The sequence below is a fragment of the Micromonospora marina genome (genome assembly GCF_900091565.1).
In the GTDB taxonomy this organism is placed as follows: Bacteria; Actinomycetota; Actinomycetes; order Mycobacteriales; family Micromonosporaceae; genus Micromonospora; species Micromonospora marina.
Genome location: NZ_FMCV01000002.1, coordinates 288,141 through 311,021 on the forward strand (window position 1 = coordinate 288,141; position 22,881 = coordinate 311,021).

16 protein-coding genes are annotated in these 22,881 nt (G+C 71.7%); 8 read left to right on the forward strand and 8 right to left on the reverse strand.

Annotated features, from left to right (window positions below; all coding sequences use genetic code 11):
- Positions 1-1,279 precede the first annotated feature (1,279 nt).
- Positions 1,280-5,371: a replicative DNA helicase gene (locus GA0070215_RS03935; protein ID WP_341844947.1), complete on the forward strand. Its 4,092-nt coding sequence runs from the start codon at positions 1,280-1,282 to the stop codon at positions 5,369-5,371.
- Between the two features lie 207 nt (positions 5,372-5,578).
- Here the strand turns inward: GA0070215_RS03935 and GA0070215_RS03940 are convergent, their stop codons facing one another.
- The 4 genes from GA0070215_RS03940 to GA0070215_RS03955 are packed head-to-tail and all read right to left on the reverse strand — an operon-like array spanning position 5,579 to position 10,542.
- Positions 5,579-5,971, reverse strand: a complete 393-nt coding sequence (locus tag GA0070215_RS03940; RefSeq protein ID WP_026268397.1) for a TFIIB-type zinc ribbon-containing protein — start codon at positions 5,969-5,971, stop codon at positions 5,579-5,581.
- A 23-nt stretch (positions 5,972-5,994) separates the two neighbouring features.
- Positions 5,995-6,627, reverse strand: coding sequence for a phosphoribosyltransferase (locus tag GA0070215_RS03945; RefSeq protein ID WP_091041837.1), 633 nt, complete (start codon positions 6,625-6,627; stop codon positions 5,995-5,997).
- Complete coding sequence (locus GA0070215_RS03950; protein WP_091041841.1) at positions 6,624-7,967, reverse strand: glycosyltransferase 87 family protein; 1,344 nt, start codon at positions 7,965-7,967, stop codon at positions 6,624-6,626. The genes GA0070215_RS03945 and GA0070215_RS03950 overlap by 4 nt, the downstream gene beginning before the upstream one ends.
- Before the next feature lie 40 nt (positions 7,968-8,007).
- Positions 8,008-10,542, reverse strand: coding sequence for a putative bifunctional diguanylate cyclase/phosphodiesterase (locus tag GA0070215_RS03955; RefSeq protein ID WP_091042146.1), 2,535 nt, complete (start codon positions 10,540-10,542; stop codon positions 8,008-8,010).
- 512 nt (positions 10,543-11,054) lie between these two features.
- Here GA0070215_RS03955 and GA0070215_RS03960 point away from each other — a divergent pair.
- The 5 genes from GA0070215_RS03960 (at position 11,055) to GA0070215_RS03980 (ending at position 17,036) form a co-directional block, all read left to right on the forward strand.
- Positions 11,055-14,084: an AfsR/SARP family transcriptional regulator gene (locus tag GA0070215_RS03960; RefSeq protein ID WP_091042149.1), complete on the forward strand. Its 3,030-nt coding sequence runs from the start codon at positions 11,055-11,057 to the stop codon at positions 14,082-14,084.
- Positions 14,085-14,319: 235 nt separating this feature from the next.
- Positions 14,320-14,811, forward strand: a complete 492-nt coding sequence (gene moaC, locus GA0070215_RS03965) for a cyclic pyranopterin monophosphate synthase MoaC (protein WP_018787497.1) — start codon at positions 14,320-14,322, stop codon at positions 14,809-14,811.
- On the forward strand, positions 14,808-15,278 hold the full coding sequence (locus GA0070215_RS03970) for a MogA/MoaB family molybdenum cofactor biosynthesis protein (RefSeq protein WP_026268395.1): 471 nt from the start codon (positions 14,808-14,810) through the stop codon (positions 15,276-15,278). The genes moaC and GA0070215_RS03970 overlap by 4 nt, the downstream gene beginning before the upstream one ends.
- A 37-nt stretch (positions 15,279-15,315) precedes the next feature.
- Positions 15,316-16,575, forward strand: a complete 1,260-nt coding sequence (locus GA0070215_RS03975) for a molybdopterin molybdotransferase MoeA (protein ID WP_091041847.1) — start codon at positions 15,316-15,318, stop codon at positions 16,573-16,575.
- Positions 16,576-16,625: 50 nt separating this feature from the next.
- On the forward strand, positions 16,626-17,036 hold the full coding sequence (locus tag GA0070215_RS03980) for a molybdenum cofactor biosynthesis protein MoaE (protein WP_018787494.1): 411 nt from the start codon (positions 16,626-16,628) through the stop codon (positions 17,034-17,036).
- 4 nt (positions 17,037-17,040) lie between these two features.
- On the opposite strand, the gene GA0070215_RS03985 is transcribed toward GA0070215_RS03980, so the two are convergent.
- Complete coding sequence (locus tag GA0070215_RS03985) at positions 17,041-18,465, reverse strand: glycosyltransferase 87 family protein (RefSeq protein ID WP_018787493.1); 1,425 nt, start codon at positions 18,463-18,465, stop codon at positions 17,041-17,043.
- Between the two features lie 206 nt (positions 18,466-18,671).
- Entirely contained in the window at positions 18,672-19,217 is a 546-nt protein-coding gene (locus GA0070215_RS03990; RefSeq protein ID WP_018787492.1) for a DoxX family protein, read from the reverse strand.
- 135 nt (positions 19,218-19,352) lie between these two features.
- Here GA0070215_RS03990 and GA0070215_RS03995 point away from each other — a divergent pair, with 135 nt between their 5' ends.
- Positions 19,353-19,898: a GNAT family N-acetyltransferase gene (locus tag GA0070215_RS03995; RefSeq protein ID WP_018787491.1), complete on the forward strand. Its 546-nt coding sequence runs from the start codon at positions 19,353-19,355 to the stop codon at positions 19,896-19,898.
- A 32-nt stretch (positions 19,899-19,930) separates the two neighbouring features.
- On the opposite strand, the gene GA0070215_RS04000 is transcribed toward GA0070215_RS03995, so the two are convergent.
- Both GA0070215_RS04000 and GA0070215_RS04005 read right to left on the reverse strand, forming a co-directional pair.
- A complete protein-coding gene (locus GA0070215_RS04000) occupies positions 19,931-21,166 on the reverse strand; it encodes an ATP-binding protein (protein WP_018787490.1) in 1,236 nt (411 codons plus the stop codon).
- Between the two features lie 143 nt (positions 21,167-21,309).
- Entirely contained in the window at positions 21,310-22,176 is an 867-nt protein-coding gene (locus tag GA0070215_RS04005; RefSeq protein ID WP_091041851.1) for an LppU/SCO3897 family protein, read from the reverse strand.
- A gap of 85 nt (positions 22,177-22,261) precedes the next feature.
- On the opposite strand from GA0070215_RS04005, the gene GA0070215_RS04010 reads away from it, so the two are divergent.
- A complete protein-coding gene (locus GA0070215_RS04010; RefSeq protein WP_244166846.1) occupies positions 22,262-22,876 on the forward strand; it encodes an EamA family transporter in 615 nt (204 codons plus the stop codon).
- The last annotated feature ends 5 nt before the right edge of the window (positions 22,877-22,881 follow it).

Genomic DNA, 22,881 nt, shown 5'->3' on the forward strand with positions numbered 1-22,881 from the left:
CCGCGACCGCGCCGAGTCCGACGGCGTCGTCCGTCCCCAGGTCGGCTCTGCCTCGGTTGGCGTCGTCCGTCCCCAGGTCGGCTCTGCCTCGGTTGGCGTCGTCCGTCCCCAGGTCGGCTCTGCCTCGGTTGGCGTCGTCCGTCCCCAGGTCGGCTCTGCCTCGGTTGGCGTCGTCCGTCCCCAGGTCGGCTCCGCCTCGGTTGGCGTCGTCCGTCCCCAGGTCGGCTCCGCCCTGGTCGGCGTCGCCCGTCCCCAGGCCGGCTCCGACCCGGCCGTCGACGCCGACCGGCCCGCGTCCGAAGACGACGCCGGCCACTCGGCATCCGTCCCCGAACGGGTCCACGCGCTGTCCGGCACCGCCGACCGGGACCAGGTCGAGTCCGACTCCGCGGGCGGCGGCCAGGACGAACCCGACGCCGACCGGCGCCGCCGGCCCGCCGGGCGATCACCGGCCGAACCAGTCGGCCCTTCGCTGGTACCCGCCGACTCCGGCAGCCCGGACCAGGTCACCTGCGGGCGGCGCGTCGCCGCCCGGCGCGGACGGCTCCGGGGCGCCGCCCCCGACACCGGTTCGTCGTCCTCGTCCGCCCGCCGGTTGCCCACGTACCCCCGCTCCTGCGGGGCGTCCATCGTCCACTCGGCGGTGCGGTCCGACAACGGACCCGCACCGATCGCGCGCAGATCCCGTCGGCCACCGCCTGAGGACGGCGGGTACACCTCGTCGTCGTCGGGCGCGGCATGCCGCCCGCCGCCGTCCGCGCGACTCACCCCGGACTCCAGGGCCCAGCGGGGAAGGTACGTCTCCACCGGTTCGTCCTGGCCACGCTCGATCGCCCGCCGTCGGCTCGCCGTGCGGTAGCCCTCCGGCGCGTACGAGTCGACCCGGCGCGGCCCGACGGGCTCGTCCCAGGAACCGCTCGGCCGTCGCTCGCGCGGGCTGTCCTCCCCGCTTCCCCAGTCCCGGTGTCTCACGGCCGGAGCGTGACCTCTCTCAACCCGAAAGTAAACCCGCTGTCCCAGGTGTCGCCGTTTCGCAGCGATAGTACGGGACGACCGACGACAAAGCTCGGCCGGGAATCTTCCGTCCACAGGGTGGGGATAGTAAAAGCCCAGGTCGGAGGCGATAAGCCCACAATTACCCATCACTTTTCCACACCCCTGTGCACACCCTGCGCACATGCCTGCGCCCGGCGTCCACAGGTTGTCCCGAGGCTCGTCCACCGGCCTTGTTGAGCGGCTGACCTCGGGTTCCGTATCGTTGGCCCCCGACCGCCGGGCGATGACCCCCGATCGACCGGAGGGTCGGCGGAGAGTTGTCGTACCCCGGCGATACAGCTGGACTCGATCCGACGCAGCGAGGGGGGAACCCGTGTCGGTCACCGACGAGACGCGCGCGGAACGGACCGGGGGATCGCCCGAGCCGCCGCCGCGCGATGCGCCGTTCGAAAAGACACCACCCCAGGACGTCGCCGCCGAGCAGTGCGTGCTCGGCGGCATGCTGCTCTCCAAGGACGCCATCGCGGACGTCGTGGAGATCCTGAAGACCAACGACTTCTACCGCCCGGTCCACGCCACCATCTTCGACGCGATCCTGGACATCTACGGGCGCGGCGAGCCCGCCGACCCGATCACCGTGGCGGCCGCGCTAGCCGACTCCGGCGACCTCGCCCGGATCGGCGGTGCCCCCTACCTGCACACGCTGATCGCCAGCGTGCCCACCGCCGCGAACGCCGCCTACTACGCCCGTATCGTCGGCGAACGAGCAGTGCTCCGCCGGCTGGTCGAGGCCGGCACCCGGATCGTGCAGCTCGGCTACGGGACCGGCCCGAGCGGCAGCCGCGACGTCGACGACATCGTCGACCTCGCCCAGCAGGCCGTCTACGAGATCACCGAGAAGCGCGTCAGCGAGGACTTCGCCGTCCTGGCCGACATGCTCCAGCCGACGCTCGACGAGATCGAGGCGGTCGGCGCCCAGGGCGGGGTGATGACCGGTGTGCCGACCGGCTTCACCGACCTCGACCGCCTGCTCAACGGCCTGCACGCCGGCCAGCTCATCATCGTCGCCGGCCGGCCCGGTCTCGGTAAGGCGCTCGCACTCGACACCCCGCTGCCCACCCCGCAGGGCTGGACCACAATGGGTGAGGTGCGCGTCGGCGAGCAACTCCTCGCCGCGGACGGCACCCCGACGACGATCACCGACGTCTTCGACGTGATGTACGACCGCCCCTGCTACGAGGTCGAGTTCTCCGACGGCTCGGTCATCGTGGCGGACGGCGAGCACCTGTGGAAGACCACGACCCGGGCCAGCCGCCGTCAAGCGGAGGCACGCCGGCGGTACCACTGGACCGAGCCGGCACCGGCGAAGGTACGGGCGGCCGAGGCGACCGCATCCGCCGGACCGCACCGCCCGGTCACTCTCACCGAAACCCTGGAACAGGTCGGCCCGGAATTCCGGAACGTGCCCCACACGGTGGCGCAGACGGTTGGTGTGAACGACCGGGTGGCCCGCCCGGTGACCCGGAAAGGCAAGACGCACAACTGGACGGTGCCGGGCTACCCGGTGAGCGCGTCGATCTCCGGCCTCCGCGCCCGAGCGGAACGGCAGGTAAACGCCGGCAGCCGCGCCGAGCACGACGGCATCGTCACGACGGCGCAGATCGCGGCCACACTGCGCACCGATACTGCCGACCGCCGTCTCAACCACGCCGTGCGGAACTGCGCACCGCTCCGGCTTCCGGAACGTGACCTGACCGTCCCGCCGTACACCCTCGGGGTGTGGCTCGGCGACGGGCACACCGGGGCCGGCCGCTTCACCACCGCGGACGCGGAGATGCTCGACCTGGTGGCCCGGGACGGCTTCCTGGTACGCCCGAGCGGGCCCATGGTCTACAGCGTGCATCTGCCCACACACGAGCGGAACGGCTCCTTCCTGGCCCTGCTCCGCCGGGTCGGGGTGGCCTACGACAAGCACATCCCGCAGGACTATCTACGCGCTTCCGAAGTCCAGCGCCGGGCGTTGCTTGCCGGTCTCATGGACACCGACGGCACGGTGGCGCCGACCGGGAACCTTCAGTACACGTCCACCTCGCGGCGCTTGATCGACGGCGTGCGGGAACTCGTCGTCAGCCTGGGCTACCGGTGCACCATGACCGAGCGCAGGGTGCGCGGCAGTACCGAGGAAACGTCGATCGCGTACACGCTGAACTTCTCCACCCCGGACACGGTCTTCCGGCTGGAGCGGAAGCGGACCGCCCATGCGGCCCGGCGCCGGTCGTCCCCGGACGTCCGCTCCCACTCGCGGTTCGTCGTGGACGTCCGCCGGGTGCCGAGCGTTGCGGTGCGTTGCGTGACTGTCGACAATCCCGACCACCTGTATCTGGCGGGCCGCTCGATGATCCCGACGCACAACAGCACGGCGAGTATGGACTTCGCCCGTAATGCGGCGATCCGCGCCAACCAGGCGTCGGCGATCTTCTCGCTGGAAATGAGCAAGGTCGAGATCGTCATGCGACTCCTCTCGGCCGAGGCGCGCGTACCGCTGCACGTCCTCCGCAGCGGGCAGCTCTCCGACGACGACTGGACCAAGCTGGCCCGCTGCATGGGCGAGATCAGCGAGGCGCCGCTCTTCGTCGACGACACGCCGAGCATGAACCTCATGGAGATCCGGGCGAAGGCGCGGCGGCTCAAGCAGAAGCACGACCTGAAGCTGATCGTCGTCGACTATCTCCAGCTGATGACCTCGCCGAAGCGCACCGAGAGCCGGCAGCAGGAGGTCGCGGACCTGTCCCGTGGCCTGAAGCTGCTGGCCAAGGAGGTCGAATGCCCGGTGATCGCGGTGAGTCAGCTGAACCGTGGTCCCGAGCAGCGCACCGACAAGCGGCCGCAACTGTCCGACTTGCGGGAATCGGGCTGCTTGACGGCTGACACCAGACTCGTTCGGGCCGATGACAACTCGGAGATCACTCTCGGAGCACTCCTGGCCGGGAAGGTCACCGACATCCCGGTCTGGGCGCTTGACGAGGGCCTCCGCTACACCCCTCGAACGCTCACGCATGCCTTTCCCAGTGGGACGCGCGAGGTCTTCCGGATGACTCTCGCCTCCGGGAAGCAGGTGGAGGCGACTGCCAACCACCCGTTCCTTACGTTCCGTGGCTGGGTGCCGCTGGGGGAACTCGCGGTGGGAAACCGGCTCGCCGCGCCGCGTCACATTCCGCCGCCGCTGAACATCCAGCCGTGGGCCGAGCCGAAGGTGGTGATGCTGGCTCACCTCCTTGGAGGCGGTTCGTTCGTCCGCCGACAGCCGATCCGCTACGCCAGCTGCGACGAGGCGAACCTGGCGGCCGTGACGGACGCGGCCACGCACTTCGGGATCAACGCTGTGCGAGACGACTACCCGGCCGCCCGAGTGACGACGCTCCGCCTGCCCGCACCCTTCCGGCTCGCTCGCGGACAGCGGAACCCGATCGCCGAGTGGTTGGACGGGTTGGGGCTGTTCGGGCTGCGGTCCCACGAGAAGTTCGTACCACCGGCGGTGTTCGGCCTGCCCAAGGAGCAGATCACGCTCTTCCTGCGACACATCTGGGCGACGGACGGGTCCGTAACCGTCGACAAGTCCGGTCGGGGCGGACGGATTCACTTCTCCTCGACATCACGGCGGATGCTGGAGGACATTTCTCGCCTGCTGCTTCGCTACGGAATCTCCGCTCGGTTGCGACAGGTGCCGGTCGCCAGACACCGGCCGCAGTACACCCTGGACATTTCCGGTCGCGACGACCAGCTCCGCTTCCTCCGGGAGATCGGTGTGCACGGCGCACGGGCCAACGGCTGCGCGACGCTGCTTGTGACCCTCGAATCCGTCGTCAGCAACCCGAACGTGGACACGGTGCCCAAGGAGGTGTGGTCACGGGTTCGGGAGGTGCTGGCGGAGCGCAAGACGAGCCACCGAGAGTTCGCGGCTGCGGTCGGCACCCAGTTCTCCGGCAGCGCGATGTGGAAGCGTGCACCCAGCCGGTCCCGTCTCGCAAAGGTGGCCGCGGTGCTGGACTCCGCAGATCTTGACCTGCACGCGACGAACGACGTCTTCTGGGACGAGATAATTTCGATCGAGTCAATGGGTGAAAAGGACGTCTACGACGCCACGGTGCTCGGTACACACAACTTCATCGCCAACGGCATTGCCGCGCACAACTCGATCGAGCAAGATGCGGACGTAGTCATCCTTCTGCACCGCGACGACTACTACGACAAGGAGTCGCCGCGGGCGGGCGAGGCGGATTTCATCATCGCCAAGCACAGGAACGGGCCGACCGACACGGTGACGGTCGCGGCCCAGCTGCACCTGTCGCGCTTCGTGGACATGGCGATCGTCTGAGCGGCCTCAACCGAGCAGCGGGAACCATCCGGCTGCCTCGCCCAGTTCCAGCCGGTCCCGGTCGGTGAGCGGCACCCGTCGCCGGGGGCGGACGCGCGCCAGTAGCTGACGTCGTCCACGTCGGCCGGTCCGGGTGCGGGGCTGGCCGGGGGGACGAGCGCGCCGGGTCGATGCGGTGCACCGGCCCGGCGGGCGCGTCGTCGGCGGTCAGTCGAACAGTTCGCCGAGGAAGCCGTGCTTCTTCTTGCGCCGGTAGTGGCCGTGGTAGCCGTAGTGCTGCTGCTGGCTGTGGCCGTACGCGGGCTGCGCGTAGCCGTGGCCGGGCGGCGGCGGAGGGGGCGGGGGGACGGCGCCGTAGCCGGGCTGGTGCGGCGCGGCGGCGGGCGGCGGCGGGGGTGGCGGGTAGCCGGCACCGGCCGGCGCGGCCTGCTGCGGTGCGCCGCCGTGCTGCCGGTTCCAGTTGGCTTCGGCATCGAACAGCTTCTCGAGCTCACCGCGGTCGAGGAAGATGCCCCGGCACTCGCCACACTGGTCGATGACTACTCCGCTGCGCTCGTACTGGCGCATCTCTCCGCGGCACTTGGGACAGGTCATCTGCATGACAACGAAGGTACCGGGTGTTCTCACGCGGTGGCGGTCAGCGCCTGCGTGACCTCGTCGTCGGAAACCTCGTGGAAGTCCTCGTAGTACGCGCCGACGGCGGCGAAGTCGTGCGGGAGTTGGCAGCTCACGACCGTGTCGGCGTCGGCGGCGAGCATGTCGTACGCCTGCTCGGAGCCGATCGGGACGGCGACCAGGACGCGGGCGGCGCCGAGGTGGCGGGCGACCTGGACGGCGGCGCGGGCGGTGGCGCCGGTGGCGAGTCCGTCGTCGACGATGACGGCGGTGCGGCCGGTGAGGTCCAGTGGTGGCCGGCCGCCGCGGTAGCGCTGTTCGCGGCGTTCCAGTTCGGCCTGTTCGCGGCGGCGGACCTGGGCGCGGTCGTTCTCGCTGATCCGGCCGGCGACCATCTCGTTGAGGACCTGGACGCCGCCGGGGCCGAGTGCGCCGTACGCGACCTCGGGTGCCCAGGGCACGCCGAGCTTGCGGACGACGAGGACGTCCAGTGCCGCGCCGAGCCGGTCGGCGACCACCCGGGCGACGGGTACGCCGCCGCGGACCAGGCCGAGCACGATGACGTCGGGCCGGCCGGCGAGGTCGGTCAGTCGTTCGGCGAGTTCGCGTCCCGCCTCGGCCCGGTCGCGGTAGGTGGTCATCCCTCAGGTGTACGCCTTCCGGCCGGATCGCGCGGGGTGGTTGCCGGGAATGCCGCCGGGTCGTCCGATCGGGTGAGCGTCAGCGCGGGGGCGAGCACGAGCAGGGCGGCCGGGTAGAGCAGGTACCCGAAGCGGGTGGAGGGCATCAGCAGGATCGCGGCGAGCAGCCCGTACCCGCAGATGAGGGCCGTGGCGGCGGCGGTGCGGGGCGGGCGGCGCAGCAGCCGGACGGCGATGGCTCCTCCGGCGGCGACGAGCAGCGCGGCGGCGACGGTGCGGCCGGCCGGCAGTGTTTCGGCGACGAGGTGCCCGGGGAACGGTGACTGGGCGGGGCTGCTGACGAGGCCGTGGCCGAGCGGGAAGCGCAGCACGTTCTCGACGAGGGCGTCGCAGTCGACGAGGAGTACCGGGACCAGCGCGAGGACGGGGAGGCCGACGGCGCCGAGGGCGGTGCGGGCCGCGGACCGGCGGGTGGCGGCCCAGCAGATCAGCACGATGGCGACCGGCCAGGCGAAGAGTTTCAGGGCGCCGGCGGCGCCGACCGCGAGGCCGGCCCGGCCGGGTCGTCCGGCGGCGGCGAGCGCGAGGGCGAGGAGGCAGAGCGCGAGTACGGGGAGGTCGTCGCCGCCGGTGGCCAGGGTGAGCGCGCAGACGGGCAGGACGGTAGCGGCCTGGACGGCGCGCAGGACGGCGGCGTCGCGGCGGGGTGCGGCGGGGCCGCCGCTTGCACGCAGCGTAGCGACGAGGGCGACGAGGGTGAGGGCGGTGACCACGGCGAACCAGACGCGGGAGTCGGTCCACCAGGTGTCGACGGCGGCTCGGGGCAGCCCGAACAGCGCCATGCCGGGCTGGTAGGGGGTGTAGCCGAGGAGTTGCTCGCCGGGGGGCAGGGCGGCGATGGCGTCGGGTCCGAGGTAGGGGGTGCCGTGTTCGGCGAGGCGGGCGCCGGCGTGTTCGACCACGAGCACCTCCTCCTGGGCGCGGTCGGTGCGTCCGCCGGCGCGTTCGATGCTCTGCGTGATGATCGGCAGCAGCGCGGTGGCGGCCCAGGTGAGACCGGCGACGGTCCAGCGTGCGGGCAGGCCGGCCAGTGGTGTGCCGGGGGCGCGGCGGCGGGCGAGCAGTTGAGTGGTCGCGGCGAGTGTGGCGAGCGCGTACCCGATGGTGGCGACGGCGCCCCAGGCGCGGTGCGGCGGGAGCGTGGAGGTGGCGGCGGTGACCGCGGCGAAGACGGAGGCGGCGGCGTAGAGGCCCAGGTCGAGGGCGAGTCCGCCGGCGGCGGCGTCGAGTGCCGACCAGCGGCGGGATACGGGGGTTGCCGGGTCGGCGTGGGCGGTCACGCGGGCCAGTGTGGCAGACCGGCGGTGTGCCCCGGCCGGGTCAGGGTTGCCGGGCGTCGGTGGCGGCGGGCGGCGACGGGCGGGTGCGGCCGGCGCGGCGGCCGGGGAGGCGGATGACGGCGCCGGCGTCGTGCAGCGCGGGTGCGAGCGCGCCGGTCCGGCCGCCGTGGCCGCGCTGGAGGGCGGCGAGGAGCGCGGCGGCGGGCAGCGGCCGGGCGAACAGGTGACCCTGCCCGGCGGCGCAGCCGAGTTCCCAGAGCGCGCGGCGTTGCGGTTCGCTCTCCACGCCTTCGGCGACCACTGTGAGGTCGAGGCTGCGGCCGAGGTCGAGGGTGGAGCGGATCACGGCGGCGGCTTCGGGCGCGGTCTCCATCGCGCCGACGAAGCTGCGGTCGATCTTCAACTCGTGTACGGGGATTCGGGAGAGCAGGGAGAGCGACGAGTATCCGGTGCCGAAGTCGTCGAGTGCCAGCCGGACGCCGGAGTCCCGCAGGCGGCTGAGGACGCGGTCGACCACGTCGAGTTGACTGAGCGTGAGTGTCTCGGTCAGTTCCAGCACGAGCCGGTCCGGCGGGAGGTCGTGGGCGCGCAGCCGGGCCAGCACCGCGCCGGGGAAGCGGGCGTCGAGCAGGCTGCGCGGGGACACGTTCACCGAGACCGGCAGGTCGAAGCCGGCGTCACGCCAGGCGCCGGCGGCGATGAGCGCCTGGTCGAGGATCGCCTCGGCGAACGCGGGGAGCAGCCCGGAGCGTTCCACCGCTTCGAGGAAGCGCAGCGGGTCGATGAGCCCGTGGGTGGGGTGGTGCCAGCGGGCCAGGGCCTCGGCGCCGATCACCCCGCCGCTGGCCAGGTCGACGATGGGCTGGAAGTTGACTGTGAACTCGTGGTCGGCGACGGCGCGGGGCAGTTCGCCGCCGAGGGTGAGCCGGCTCAGGTCGGCGGTGTCGCGGGCCGGCGCGTAGGTGGCGACCCGCTGGCCGGCGCGTTTGGCCTGGTACATGGCCACGTCGGCACGGCGCAGCAGTTCCGCCATGCCGCCGGTGGCGGGGGCGACGGCGATGCCGCCGCTGGCCTCCACGCTGATCCGCATGCCGTCGAGGTCGAGCGGGTCGTGCAGCGCCGCGAGCAGGGCCTCGGCGCGGTGGGCGGCGACGGCCGGTGCGGGCAGGCCGCGCAGGAGTACGGCGAACTCGTCGCCGCCGAGGCGGGCGACCAGGTCGTCGGGGCGGGCCGCGCCGCGCAGCCGTTCGGCGACCTGGATCAGCACCTGGTCGCCGGCGCCGTGCCCGAGGGTGTCGTTCACTTCCTTGAAGTGGTTGAGGTCGATCAGCACCAGGGCGGTGACGCCGTCGGCGTGCCGGGTGGTGAGCTGGGCGCTGCCCTCGTCGAGCAGGTGCCGCCGGTTGGACAGGCCGGTGAGGGCGTCGTGGGTGGCGGCGTAGGCGTGGTCCTCGGCGATGCGGGCGAGTTCGGCGTACGCCTGGGCGTTGCGGACCGCGGTGCAGAGGGCCGAGGCGAAGGTACGGAGGGTGTACTGCTCGCGCTCGGAGAGTTCGACCGGGCCGGCGAACCGCAGCCGCAGCACGCCGACGTTGACCGTCTTGTCGTGGCCCTCAAGGCGGTTGGTGAGTACCGAACCGTCGATCGAGCTCGGTTCGCCGGCAGGGCCGCGGTAGGTGATGGCTCCTCCGACGCCGCGCACCATCAGTGCTTCCTCACGTAGTTCGATTTCCACCTCGTCGGCGGAGAACAGCTCGGTAGCCTGTGTGACAGCTGTGGTGAGTACGTGATTTAGATCGACTACGTTCAATGCGTCTGTCGTTCGGGCCAACCGTTGCCAGGCCTCCCGCTCGGCGCGGTTACGAAGTCGGCTGGAGTACGCGAGATGCAGGCTCAGCACGAGCGGCGGTACGACGATCAGGAAGGTCGGGTCGATCCGGAGGATGAGCAGCGTGCACAGGATCACCGAGAAGCGGGCGAGCACGCTCGCCAGCCGGAGATCCCACTGCTCCCGGAAGCGCTTGCGGATCGGTGTCCCGGTCGCGAAGGCGAGGACCGGAAAAGTGAGCAGCTCATCGAGGACGACGACGGTCACGTAGGCCAGCACCAGGGCAGGCAGTGACCGGCTGATGGGTCCTGACCAGGGCCAGGACCAGCCTGCGGCGATCAGTACCAGTCCTCCGGCCGCGGCCAGCGTCATCTCCTTGGCGACGCCGAAGGCCAGCTTGATCGGGGTGAGGCGACCGATCAGGCGGGTGACCGCGACACCCAGGCCGGTGGCGATGACGACCCACGGCACCGGTGCGACTGCCAGCCCGATCACGGTTGCCGCATCGGTCCACGAAACGCCGTGGGTGGTGGCGCGAATGCGAATTCGTACATTCACCGTCGCGGCCACGGCTACGAGAAAGGTGATCGTGGCCGCACGTGTGATGTTCTTCTGGGTGGCCAGGTCGCCTACGGCGATCAGGCGGATGCTCACCAGTGTTACGAGCGCGGCCGCAACCACGACGAGACCGACAAGCAGCAAGAGCCGCCGATCGGTCCCATTGTCGCGTTCGTGGGTGCGAGTCACGTGGTCTGCCTCCACCGCGCTCGTTCGTAGCGGTGCGTGTGCTCGTACTGTACGGCCCGCTCAGACGCCCCGGGAAGTTCGCTTCACAGCCAGTCGTTGCCGCGCATGGCCTTCGCCCTTCGTTCGACCCCCAGAGCCGGCGATCACCGGCCCATCCGACGGTGAACATGTTATGGCTTTTAGGCCGGGATACAGCTATTAGATGTCCATATGCGCATATTGCGCCAATGCGCCTGCTTCTTGTTACGCTCGGTCTTTGGCTGGAGACTGAACGCATATTCAGCGCGCGCTTTCAAGTGGGATTATCGAGCCCTCACCACCGGGTGTCTCTAGTCGTTCGGTTTCGTCCGTCCGTAACATCCGCCACGACAACTCACAGAAAAAGCGTCGTTGCTCTCCGGCGTCAGAACTCCTGTGGCGAATAGAGTGCTATCTTCCGTAAGTCTGCATTTCGCATAGTCCACACGGGCGCGGGGAATTCGATTGGCGCACGGGCGCGGGGGGAACAGGTGGTGGATATCCGGCTGCTGGGTGCGCCGGAGGTGTGGCTTGGGCTTGCCTCACTACCACTCGGCACGCCCAAGCAGCAGACAGCGCTGGCGGTGCTGGTGCTGCATGGCGGCCAGCTCGTCACCGTCGACACCCTCGTCGACGAGCTGTGGCCGGACGACCCGCCACGCTCCGCCCTGGCGAACGTGCGGACGTACGTGGGCAACCTTCGGCGGACGTTCGATCGACATCAGGGCCCGATCCTGGTTCGGCTCTCCGGCGGCTATCGCCTGGATGTGGCCGACGAGCGGGTGGACGTTCGTCGTTTCGAGCACCTGACCGGTGAGGCGGCGTCGGCCTGGTCGGACGGGCAACACAAACGCGTTGACGAGTTGCTCAGCCATGGCGAACGTCTGTGGCGCGGTCCCCTGGTCGCCGGTCTGCGGGTGGGGCCGGTCCTGACGGCGCGCCGGGCGGCACTGGAGGAGCAGCGGCTGGCGGCGACCGAGCTTCGTGCCCGGCTCGATGTCGCGCTCGGCCGTACCAGAGCAGCCATCGCGCTCCTCACCGACCACGTGAACAGCCATCCCTACCGGGAACAGGCGCATTTGCTACTGGCCAGTGCGCTGAAGGCGGACGGGGACGCGGGCGGCGCGCTCGCTGTCATCCAACGGGCCGAGTCGATTCTCATCCGGCAACTCGGCGTGGAGCCGGGAACCGAACTGCTCAGCCTGCGGAGGTCGCTACTGGGGCGGACCGCGGGGCACTCGCCGTCCGCCGTCCGGAAGGACAGTCCCGATCGGGGAGGCGCGGTCACCCCGAGCGCACGGGCACATCCTAACCACCTTCCGCGGGGTACCGCTGGGTTCATCGGACGGCGAGAGCTTGTCGAGCGGATGCTGGCGGAGATCGCTGCGTCGGCTGGCGACGCGCCGACCGTACGTGTGATCGACGGTATGGCGGGCAGCGGCAAGACCCTCTTCGCGCTCCACCTGGCGCACCTGCTCAGCGGCCGGTACCCGGACGGGCAACTCTTCATCGATCTGCGGGGGCACACCGAGGGTGCTCCGGTCGAGCCGGGCGATGCCCTTACGGTGTTGCTTCGCCAGCTGGAGGTACCGGCCGGCCGGATTCCCAGTGATCATGAGGAACGGGCCGAGTTGTGGCAACGCGAGCTGCGAGGTCGCCGCGTCGTCCTCGTGCTCGACAACGCGGCCGACGGGCAGCAGGTACGCCCGCTCCTGCCAGTCGGCTCCGGATCGGCGGTCCTGGTGACCAGTCGCCGGCGGCTCTCGGTGAGCGACATCGGTCCGCCCGTCTCGCTTCCCGTGATGACCTCTGACGAGGCAGTGCAACTCCTGGCACAGACCGCCGGTACGGAGCGGATCAGCAGGGAACCGGATGCCGCGACTGAAGTGGCTCGCCGTTGCGGCCATCTGCCGCTGGCCGTCCGGCTGGCCGGCGGATGGTTGGCCCACCGGCCGGCCTGGCGAGTCGCCGACCTGGCTCGACGGCTGGAGTCCGGAGGCAACGTGCTGCGGCAGCTGGCGGTGGAGCAGCAGACCGTTGCCGGCGCCTTCTCGGCCTCGTACGAGCACCTGACCGAGCCTGCAAGGTGGCTGTTTCGCCTGGTTGGCCTCCATCCCGGCGATTCTTTCGACGCGCGTATGGCCGCCGCTCTCGCCGATCTGCCACTAGACCGGACGGAACGGGTGTTGGACGACCTTCTTGATCAGCACCTGATCGAGGAGGTCGGCCCAGGGCGCTACCGGATGCACGATCTGATGCGTCAGTATTCTGTGGAGCTTCTTCGTGAGTCGGTGGATTTCGCACTGCGTCGCGAGGCGGGTGCCCGTCTTCTCGATCATGCTCTTCACCGGGTAGCGGTCCGAGCCACTTCCCCAGACCAACAGGTGCTGAATGCCCACCTGCGCCTGGCGGCGCCCAATCGGATCGACTTGATCAACGACGCGGACCGCTCAGACATCGAGTGGCTGGAGCAGGAGCGGTCCAGCCTCATCGCGCTGATCAGATTCGCTCAACAGGAGGAGCACTTCAGGTACGCGTGGCGGCTGGCTCGGGCCATGTGGCGGTTCTGCTACATGCGTGGGTACTTCACCGACATCGTCACCACTCATCTGGCCGGCCTGACCGCGGCCGAGCGAAGCGGTGACCGCGTGGCGCAGGCGCTCATGCACAACTATCTTGCCTCCGCGTACACCCGGACCGGTAGCTATCTGGACTCGCTGCGACACCTCGAAATGGCGGTGTCGATTTCCCGGGACTTGGGCGATCGGCGTAACGAACACCGCTACCGCGCAAACCTCGTGGTCGTTCACTGGCTCAGCGGCAGTCCGGAGCGATCGGTGAGGCTCGGGCGTCAACTGCTTCGCGAGGACTCGCGCGGTGCCGTCGACCCGATCCTGTCCCTGCCCAACCTCGGTTACGCGCTGACCGCCGTCGGACGTTACGCCGAAGCGCTCCAAGCGCACCGGCAACACCTCTTCCTGGCCCGGTGCCAGGGCAGTTGGTACCACATCGCCAACGCGCTCGGCCATATCGCTTCGGTGGAGAACCTCCTTGGCGACCATCGCAAGGCGATCCGTCTTTTACTTGCATCGATTCGGTTGCGTGGCCAGACCGGGCATCGGTTCGGTGAGGCGGAAGCACGCAACGATCTCGGTATCGCGTACCGGCACCTGCGCCGGTACGACGAGGCACGGGTTCAGCACGAGCTGGCTCTCGATCTGGCGAGAGACTCAAGCGAGCGGCATGTCCAGGCGGCGGCGTTGAACGACCTCGGTCTGACTCTTACGGCAGCCGGTGACGTCGAAGCGGCGGTGCGGGCACACCGTGAAGCCCTCGCCCTCGCCAGCCGCATTGCGCATCCCTATGAGCAGGGACGCGCCCTGAGTGCCCTGGCCGACCATCTGGCCGGAACGGACGCCGCCGAAGCGGACCGCTACCGGCAGCGCGCTTTGGCGATCTTCGAGCGGATGGGTGCGCCCGAGCGCCACGACCTGCGCCGACAGCTCGCCGAGACGCCTGCCTGAACCGGCTTATCGATTTCTTATCGCGGCGTTCGTTAGCGTCCCAGACATCGGCCACGGGGAGGGTTCACCGCCGGAGCGGACCCGGCCGAACGAGGCCCCCACCGTCAGTTCCCCCCAGCGAATCGGCGGTGGGTAGGTGAGGGAGGGGCGTCGTGTACACGCACCCGACACGACGCTCCTCCCCGCCGCCGGCCGGGGCACCCGCGGCGTCGTACCCGGCGGATAGGGTCGGGCCGTGACCGAACCCGCGCAGCTCACCCACGTCGACCCGGCCGGTGCGGCCCGGATGGTCGACGTCTCCGCCAAGCCGGTCTCGGGCCGGCTCGCGGTCGCCGCCGGCCGTCTCCGCACCACCGCCGAGGTGGTGGAGTTGCTACGCCGCGACGGCCTGCCCAAGGGCGACGCGCTCGCCGTCGCCCGGATCGCCGGCATCATGGGCGCGAAGCGCACGCCCGACCTGATCCCGCTCTGCCACCCGATCGCACTGCACGGCGTCACAGTCGATCTCGACCTCACCGCCGACACGGTGGAGATCACCGCCACCGCGAGGACCGCCGACCGCACGGGCGTGGAGATGGAGGCTCTGACCGCGGTGGCGGTGGCCGGCCTCGCCCTGGTCGACATGGTGAAGGCGGTCGACCCGGCCGCGTCGGTGGACGCCGTACGGGTGCTCCGCAAGGAGGGCGGCAAGACCGGCGAGTGGGTCCGGCCGGAGGGTCGGCCGTGATCCGGGCCCGGGTGATCGTGGCGTCCAACCGGGCGGCCGCCGGGGTGTACGAGGACACCAGCGGCCCGCTGCTCGTGACCGGGCTGCGCGAGCTGGGGTGTGAGGTCGACGCTCCGGTGGTGGTGCCCGACGGCGAGCCGGTCGGCGACGCCCTGCGTGCGGCCCGTGCCGACGGCGTCGACGTGGTGCTGACCAGCGGTGGCACCGGCATCACACCGACCGATCGCACGCCCGACGTGACGCGCGCGCTGCTCGACTACGAGATCCCCGGCATCGCCGAGGCGATCCGCGCGCACAGCCGCGACGCCGTGCCGACGGCGGCGTTGTCCCGTGGGCTGGCCGGGGTGACCGGCCGGACGCTCGTGGTCAACCTGCCCGGCTCGCGCGGCGGTGCCCGGGACGGTCTGGCGGTGCTCGGGCCGATCCTGCGGCACGCCGTCGACCAGCTTCGCGGTGGCGACCACTGAACCCGCGAGGCACGCTCCCCGGCGTTAGGCTCGCCGGATGAGCACGGAAACCGGAACCGCCGCTGCCGAGGCGGCCACGCCACCCCCGGCCGGGTGGGAGGAGGCCCGCTCCCGGGTGTACGCGGTGGGTCTGTCCGCCGCGCTCCCCGCGGTCGCCCGTCCGCTGGCCGAGGCCGACGGGCACACCCTCGCCGAGCCGCTGACCACGCGTACCGACCTGCCGGCGTTCCCCACCTCCAGCGTGGACGGCTGGGCGGTGCGGGGCCCGGGGCCGTGGCGGGTGGCCGGGCGGGTGCTCGCCGGGCAGACCGCGCCTGCGCTGGAAGCCGACGGCAGCACCGTGGAGATCGCTACCGGCGCGATGGTTCCCGAGGGGACGACGGCGATCCTGCGGATCGAGGAGTCGGCGCGTACGGCGGACGGCCGGGTGTCCGGCTCGCCCCGCCCGGCGCCGGAGTGGCGGGAGCCGGGTGAGGAGGCGTCCCTCGGGGAGGAACTGCTGCCCGCGGGCACGCCGGTGGACCCGGCGGTGATCGGCCTGGCGGCCTCCTGCGGGCACGACACGCTGCGGGTCCGCCGTCCACCCCGGGCCGCGCTGCTGGTCTTCGGCGACGAACTACTCACCTCCGGTCCGCCCGGCGCCGGGCGGGTCCGTGACGCGCTCGGTCCGTCGGTGCCGGCCTGGCTGCGCCGCTACGGCTGCCAGGTGCGCGCCGCCGACGTGGTCGGCCCGGTCGCCGACACGCTGCCCGCGCACGTGGCGGCGTTGCGGGGTGCGCTCGCCAACGCCGATCTGGTCTGCACGACCGGCGGCACCATGCACGGCCCGGTCGACCACCTGCACCCGACGCTGGAGGCGCTCGGCGCCGACTACGTGGTGAACACCGTGGCGGTGCGCCCGGGTTTCCCGATGCTGCTCGCCCGGCTGGTGGACGGCGACGGGCGGGTGCGGTTCGTGGCCGGTCTGCCCGGCAATCCGCAGTCAGCGGTGGTGGCGCTCGTGTCGCTCGTCGCGCCCCTGCTCGCCGGTCTCACCGGCCGGCAGATGCCGGTGCTGCCGCACGTGACACTGGCCGAGCCGATTCCCGGGCGCGGCGACTACACCCATCTGGCGCTGGCCCGCTGGGACCGGGTGGCCGGCACCGCGTACCCGGTGCGGCACGTCGGCTCGGCGATGCTGCGCGGGCTGGCCGGCGCGGACGGGTTCGCGGTGATCCGGCCCGGCACGAGCGGCGCGGCCGGTGACCGGGTGCCGCTCGTGCCGTTGCCACTGACCGCCGGGGAGCGCTCGGGGTGAGCGCGACGAACGAGCCGACGGGAGACGTCGTGAAACTGGGATCAGGTGTGATGCTCGGCGCGGTGTCCGACCGGGCGCTCGACCTGGCCGCGCACGAGGCGGCGGTCGCCGATCGCCGGGCCGGCGCGGTGGTGTCCTTCCAGGGCGTGGTCCGCGACCACGACCACGGGCGGGGGGTCACCCGGCTGGAGTACGAGGGCCACCCCACCGCCGAGGCGGTGCTGCGCGAGGTGGCGGCCGAGGTCGCGGCCGACCCGCAGGTGTACGCGGTGGCGGTGTCGCACCGGATCGGCCCGCTGGAGATCGGGGACGTGGCCCTGGTGGCGGCCGTCAGCACGGCGCACCGGGCGGCCGCGTTCGCCGCCTGCGCACGGCTGGTCGACGAGGTGAAGGCGCGGCTGCCGATCTGGAAGCGCCAGGTCTTCGACGACGGCACCGAGGAGTGGGTGAACTGCCCCTGAGCGCTCAGCGCCGGGCGGTGGGCGCGGCGGTGCGGATCAGCCGGTCGTGGTAGAACGCCGGTTCGGCACCGGGACGCCACGGAAGCGCCGCGACGAGCACGATCAGCGCGATGGCCAGGGAGTTCTCCATCAGGGCGCCGAACAGGCCGTCCTGGTAGTGGGACACCTCGGGAAGCTGGTGCTCGTACGGCCAGATCGGTGAGATCACGAACAGCAGGTAGAGCCCGAGCGCACCGACGCCGTGGCGGAGGCCGGTCAGCGTCGGATACCAGATCGGCGGGCGCAGTGCCGGCACCCCGTTGGCCGAGGGGCCGCCGGTGGCGCGCGGCGGCAGGCCGCGGCTGGCTTCGCGTCGGCGTACCGCGGCGTCGGCCAGCACGATGATCGCCGGGATGACCCAGATCAGGTGGTGCGACCAGGAGATCGGGCTGATCACGTTGGCGGTGAGCCCGACCAGCGTGAACGCGGTCAGCTCGTCGCCGTCGGCGCGGGCGCTCATCGCCCGGGACAGGCCCAGCGCCAGGATCAGCACCGAGAACGCCAGCCAGAGCAGGCCGGGCGTCTCGATCGAGTCGTACAGCCGCGCCAGCAGACCGGCGAGGGACTGGTTGGCGGTCATGTCCGCCGCGCCGACCCGCTCGGTCTGCCAGAGCACACCGGCGAAGTACGCGCGGGACTCCTCACCGAGCACGCCGAACGTCGCGATGGTCACGCCGATCGTGGTGCCCACAGCGGTGAGCGCGGCCCGCCACTGCCGGGTGAGCATCAGGTAGGCGACGAACAGCGCCGGGGTGAGCTTGACCGCTGTGGCGAGCCCGATGCCCACGCCGGCCCAGGCGCCGCTGTAGAGGAACCGGGCCAGCGGCGAATCCGCCGTCTCGTAGTGGGTGCCCCGCCTGGCTCGCCAGCGCAGCCCCACCATGTCCGCCATGACCAGCGCGAAGAGCAGCAGGTTGACCTGCCCGTAGCCGACCGTCTCCCGGGACGGCTCGACGGCCACGGCGAGCGGGGTGGCGATGCCGACGGTGAACCAGAGCGGCCAGCCGAGCCGGTCCACGATGGGGCGTAGCAGCGCGGCGAGGACGACAGCGAGCGCGCCGATGCTGGCGAGCGCGTTCACGGAACCGGCGCCGCCCAGCGGTAGCCAGGACATCGGCAGCATGACCAGGGCGGCGAACGGCGGGTAGGTGAAGCCCAGCGTGGTCGACGGCGCGACGAAGTCGTACAGCTCGTTGCCGCCCGCCCACCACAGCACCGCGCCGTGGTAGATCTTCATGTCGAAGAAGTTGTACGGCCGTCCGAAGGCGCCGATGGCGAGCCACGCGGCGTACGACACGGCGGCGACGACGCCGAGACGTACCACGATCCGGCGGTCGACGCGGGAGGTCGGGGCGAGGCGGTTGGTCCGTCTACCGACTGTCGTCGGCATGGCGTGGCCACCCCCGTACCAAGATCGTCGTACCCGTCCAGGTCCAGAACGGAGCCTAGAACGGTGCCTCACGTTGTTGCCTCCCGCGTTACGCGACCGTGTCCGATCCCACACGTGTTTGCGACATTTCCGCCGCGTCAACGGGTCTCGGACGGTTCAGGTGATTGGTGGCCTTGCGGGGGGTGGTGGCCGTACGAAATGCCTGGTCAGCCGGGCATGCGTCGGGCTGTCGCCGCCGAGCGTACGGCGATCTTCGCCTCGCGGCGGGCGGTGCGGACCGCGCGCTTGACCGACCGGCGCGAGTGGTCGATCCGGTGGCCGGCGCGCCAGCGCAGGCCCGGCTTGCCCTCGGTGTCGGCGGCGGCGAGGAGGAGGCCACCGAGCAGGCCGAGGTTCTTCAGGAAGTGGATCTGGTTGTTGTTGCGGGCGGCCGGGTCGTCGTTGGTCCAGAAGGCGTGGCCGGCGGCGGTGGTCGGGACCAGCGTCCCCGCGAGCACCAGCGCGGCCGGACGGGTGAACCGGCCGGTGGCGAGCATCAGGCCGCCGACCAGCTGGGTGGCGGCGTTGGCCCGGATGAGTGAGACCGTGTCGGTGGGGATCCGGGGGTGCACGTTCTGGATCATCGGGGCGAGCTTCCCGGTGACCGGTTCCGCGGCCTGCACCAGGCGTTCCGGGTTGCGCAGGTTGCGGGCGCCGCTGACCACGAAGATGCCGCTCAACATGACTCGGGCGAGGGAGCGCACGGGCTTCATGGCTCAGTCTTACCCCGTCGGGGGCCTCGTCATCCCCGCAACACACGAAAGGTATCGGCCGACGTGGACGTCCGAACGGTATCGATTTCAGCGACCGTCGCGGATGGACCGGTCGCGTTCGGTAAGGTCGCGCGGGTGACGACGCTGCGACTGCGCCCGGAGGGCCCGGCCGACGAGGCGCCGGTGGCCCGGGTGCTGGCCGCCGCCTTCGCCCGGCCCGACGTGGCGACCCCGCCCGAGGTCGGCCTGGTCGAGGAGCTGCGGCACAGCCCGGCGTGGATCCCGGAGCTGGCCATGGTCGCCGAGTACGGCGGCGAGGTGGTGGCGTACGCGCTGCTCACGCGCGTCGGCGTCCGCTCCGAACGCGGCACCTGGCCGGCGTTGGCGCTGGGTCCGGTTGCGGTGGCGCGGCACCGGCAGCGGCTGGGGCACGGTACGGCGGCGGTGCAGGCGGCGCTGGAGGCCGCGACCGAGCTGGGCGAACGCCTGGTGGTGGTGCTGGGCGATCCGGCCTACTACCGCCGGTTCGGGTTCGGCCCGGCGGACCGGCTGGGCCTGACCAGTCCATGGTCGGGGCTGGGGGAGCCGTGGCAGGCGCTGGTGCTGCCGGCGTCGGCGAGCGGAGAGCCGCCACCGCCGGCCGGCGAGGTGGTCTTCCCGCCGCCGTGGTCGCGGGTCTGAGCCTGCGACCACGGCCGACGCTGCCGGAGCCGTCAGGCGGGCTGGGTGCGCAGGTAGCGGCCGAAGTGCGGCACTGTGAACGCCACGGTGCCCCGCTCGCCGGAGTAGATCAGCCCTTTCTTGATCAGCGTGTCCCGGGCCGGGGAGAGGCTGGCCGGCTTGCGGCCGAGCGCGCGGGCGATCTCGGCGGTCGGCACCGCCGCGTCCATGTCGTCCCGGCCGCCCTCCTCGCCGTCCACCAGCGCCAGCGTGGCCATCGCGCGCATGTATTCGCGTTCGGCGGGTGTGGCCCGCTCGAACCGGGAGCCGAAGAAACCCACAGCCAGTTCGGCCTCCGCCTCGGGCGCGGCGACCCGGACGTCCGCCGCGGTGATCGGCGAGCGGGGTGCGTGGTCCCAGGTGGCCTTCCCGTACGCCTGGACGAAGTAGGGATAGCCGCCGGAGGACTCGTAGAGCAGGTCGAGGGCCTTCTGCTCGTACTCGACCTCCTCCCGCTCGGCCGGCGCGCAGAGCGCCTGGTCGGCGGCGATCCGGTCGAGCCGGTCGATGCGCTGGTAGCGGTAGAGCCGCTCGGAGTAGGACTTGGCCGCGCTGAGCACGGCCGGCAGGTGCGGCAGGCCCGCGCCCACGACGATGAGCGGCGCGCCGAGCTGGGACAGCTCGTGGCAGGCGGCGCAGAGTGCGGAGACGTCCTCGGCGCCGACGTCCTGCATCTCGTCGATGAAGATCGCGATGCCGGTGCCGACGTCGGTGGCGACCCCCGCCGCGTCGCTGAGCAGCTCGACCAGGTCGATCTCGATGTCACCGGAGTCGGCGCGGCCGCTGCTCGCCGGTACGTCGATGCCGGGTTGCCAGCGGTCGCGCAGCTTGGGTGCCGCGCCGCCGCGCCCGGTCGGTACGGACCGTTGCGCGAACGCCTTGAGGACGCCGAGGAACGCGTCGATCCGGTCCGGGGCGCGGTGCCGGGGCGCCAGTTCGCGGACCGCCATGTGCAGCGCGGCCGCGATCGGCCGGCGCAGTGACTGGTCCGGCCGGGCCTCGATCTTGCCGGTGCCCCAGAGGTGGTTGATCGCCTCGGAGCGCAGCGTGTTGAGCAGGACCGTCTTGCCCACTCCGCGCAGGCCGGTGAGCATCAGGCTGCGTTCGGGGCGGCCGCGGGCGATCCGTTCCAGCACCACGTCGAAGACGTCCAGTTCCCGCCCCCGCCCGGCGAGTTCGGGCGGGCGCTGGCCGGCGCCCGGTGCGTACGGGTTGCGGACCGGATCCACGAATCGCACAGTATCGGGTTCTCTAGCGGCCAGGCTAGATGCGCGTAGAGGCGGCTACTGCGTGTCGGCCTCGACCAAAGACTAGGGCTGTCTAGCGTGAATGCTAGACAGCCCTAGTCTTGGCTACCGGCGTCTCCGGAGCGTCAGCGGCGCTTCAGGCACAGCACGAAGTCGAGCGTGTCCAGCTCGCTGTCGAAGAAGTACCAGTCGGTGTAACCGGCCACCTTCCCGCACTTCGCCTCCGCGTCCTTCTTGCCGCTCGTCGCGCCGTCGATGCGGCTCAGCACCTCGTACGTCTTCGGGGCGCAGTCGGCGATCACCAGCTTCGGCTGGCCGCCGCCACCCTCGTTGGCGACGCACTGACCCGCCTTGACGAAGCGCGGATCGGTGGAGGACGCCGGAGCCGCCGTCGTGGGCGTCGTGTCGGCCGGCTCGCTCGGCGGCGCCTCGCTCGGATCCGCGGCCGGCGGGGTGACAGCGGTCGTCCCGCCGGTCGGCGTCTGCTCGTCCCGGCCCAGCATCCAGTACGCCCCGGCGCCGCCCAGCAGCAGCACCGCCAGCACGATCACGACCACCAGCAGCGGGCCCTTCCCGCGCTTCGGCGGCGCCGGTTCGGCGTACGGCTGCTGACCAGCGCCGTACGGCGACCCGGCGTACGGGCCGTCGAAGTGGCCCTGCTGCGGCGGTCCGGCGTAGGGGGCACCCGGGTGGCCCTGCTGCGGCGGCCCGGGGGACCAGGCCGGTCCCGGCTCGAAGCGCTGCGTCGGCGGCCCGTACTGATCGGCCGGCGGGCCGTAGCGGTCGGCGGGCCCGTACTGCTGGCCGGGCGGGCCGTACCGGTCGTCGGGGCCGTACTGCTGGGTCGGCGGGCCGTACTGCGGGTCGGAGTGCGGGGCGTAACGCGGGTCGCCCTGCGAGGTGAAGCGAGGATCGGGCTGCGGGGCGTAGCCGTCGTCGGGCCGTCCCCAGGGCTCGGGAGAGCCGCCGCCCGGTGGACCGAAGTTCGACATGAACGCCTCCTGCGTACGCCAGTGCTGAGAGGCCGGCCACCACCTAAGGACGCCGACGCCGTGGTCACCGTAGCGCGGTCCCACGATGAGCTCACGCCCCGAGAGTGCGACGAACGTTGTCGATTCCGCGACGCCGCCGACCCGCACCGCGCTGATCTGGACCGCCCTCGTGCTGGTCTACCTGCTGTGGGGCTCGACCTACCTCGGCATCCGGGTCGCTGTCGAGTCGCTGCCGCCACTCGTCTCCGCGGCGATGCGATTCGCCGCCGCCGCGGTCGTGCTCGCCGTGGTGCTGCGCCTGCGGCGCGGACCCGGCGCGTTGCGGGTGCCCGCGCGCCGTGTCGGCTCCGTCGCGCTCGTCGGCGTGCTGCTGCCGGCCGGCGGCAACGGTCTGGTGGTGCTCGCCGAGTCCGGCCCGGCCGGGACCGCCGTACCCTCCGGCGTGGCGGCGCTGCTCGTCGCCACAGTGCCGCTGCTCGTGGTCCTGCTGCGGACGGCGGGCGGGGACCGGCCCCGACCGTCGACGTTCCTCGGGGTGGCGCTCGGCGCGTTGTTCGTCGCGGAACCGATCACCGCGCAGGTGCTGATGGGCGGCGCGGTCATCGTGGTCGGCGTGGCGTTGGTGGTGAGCACCGAGCGACCCCGGCGGTCCCCGCCACCAGCCGTCGGCGGGACGGCGGGGGAACCGGCCCGGCGGTAGCGTCC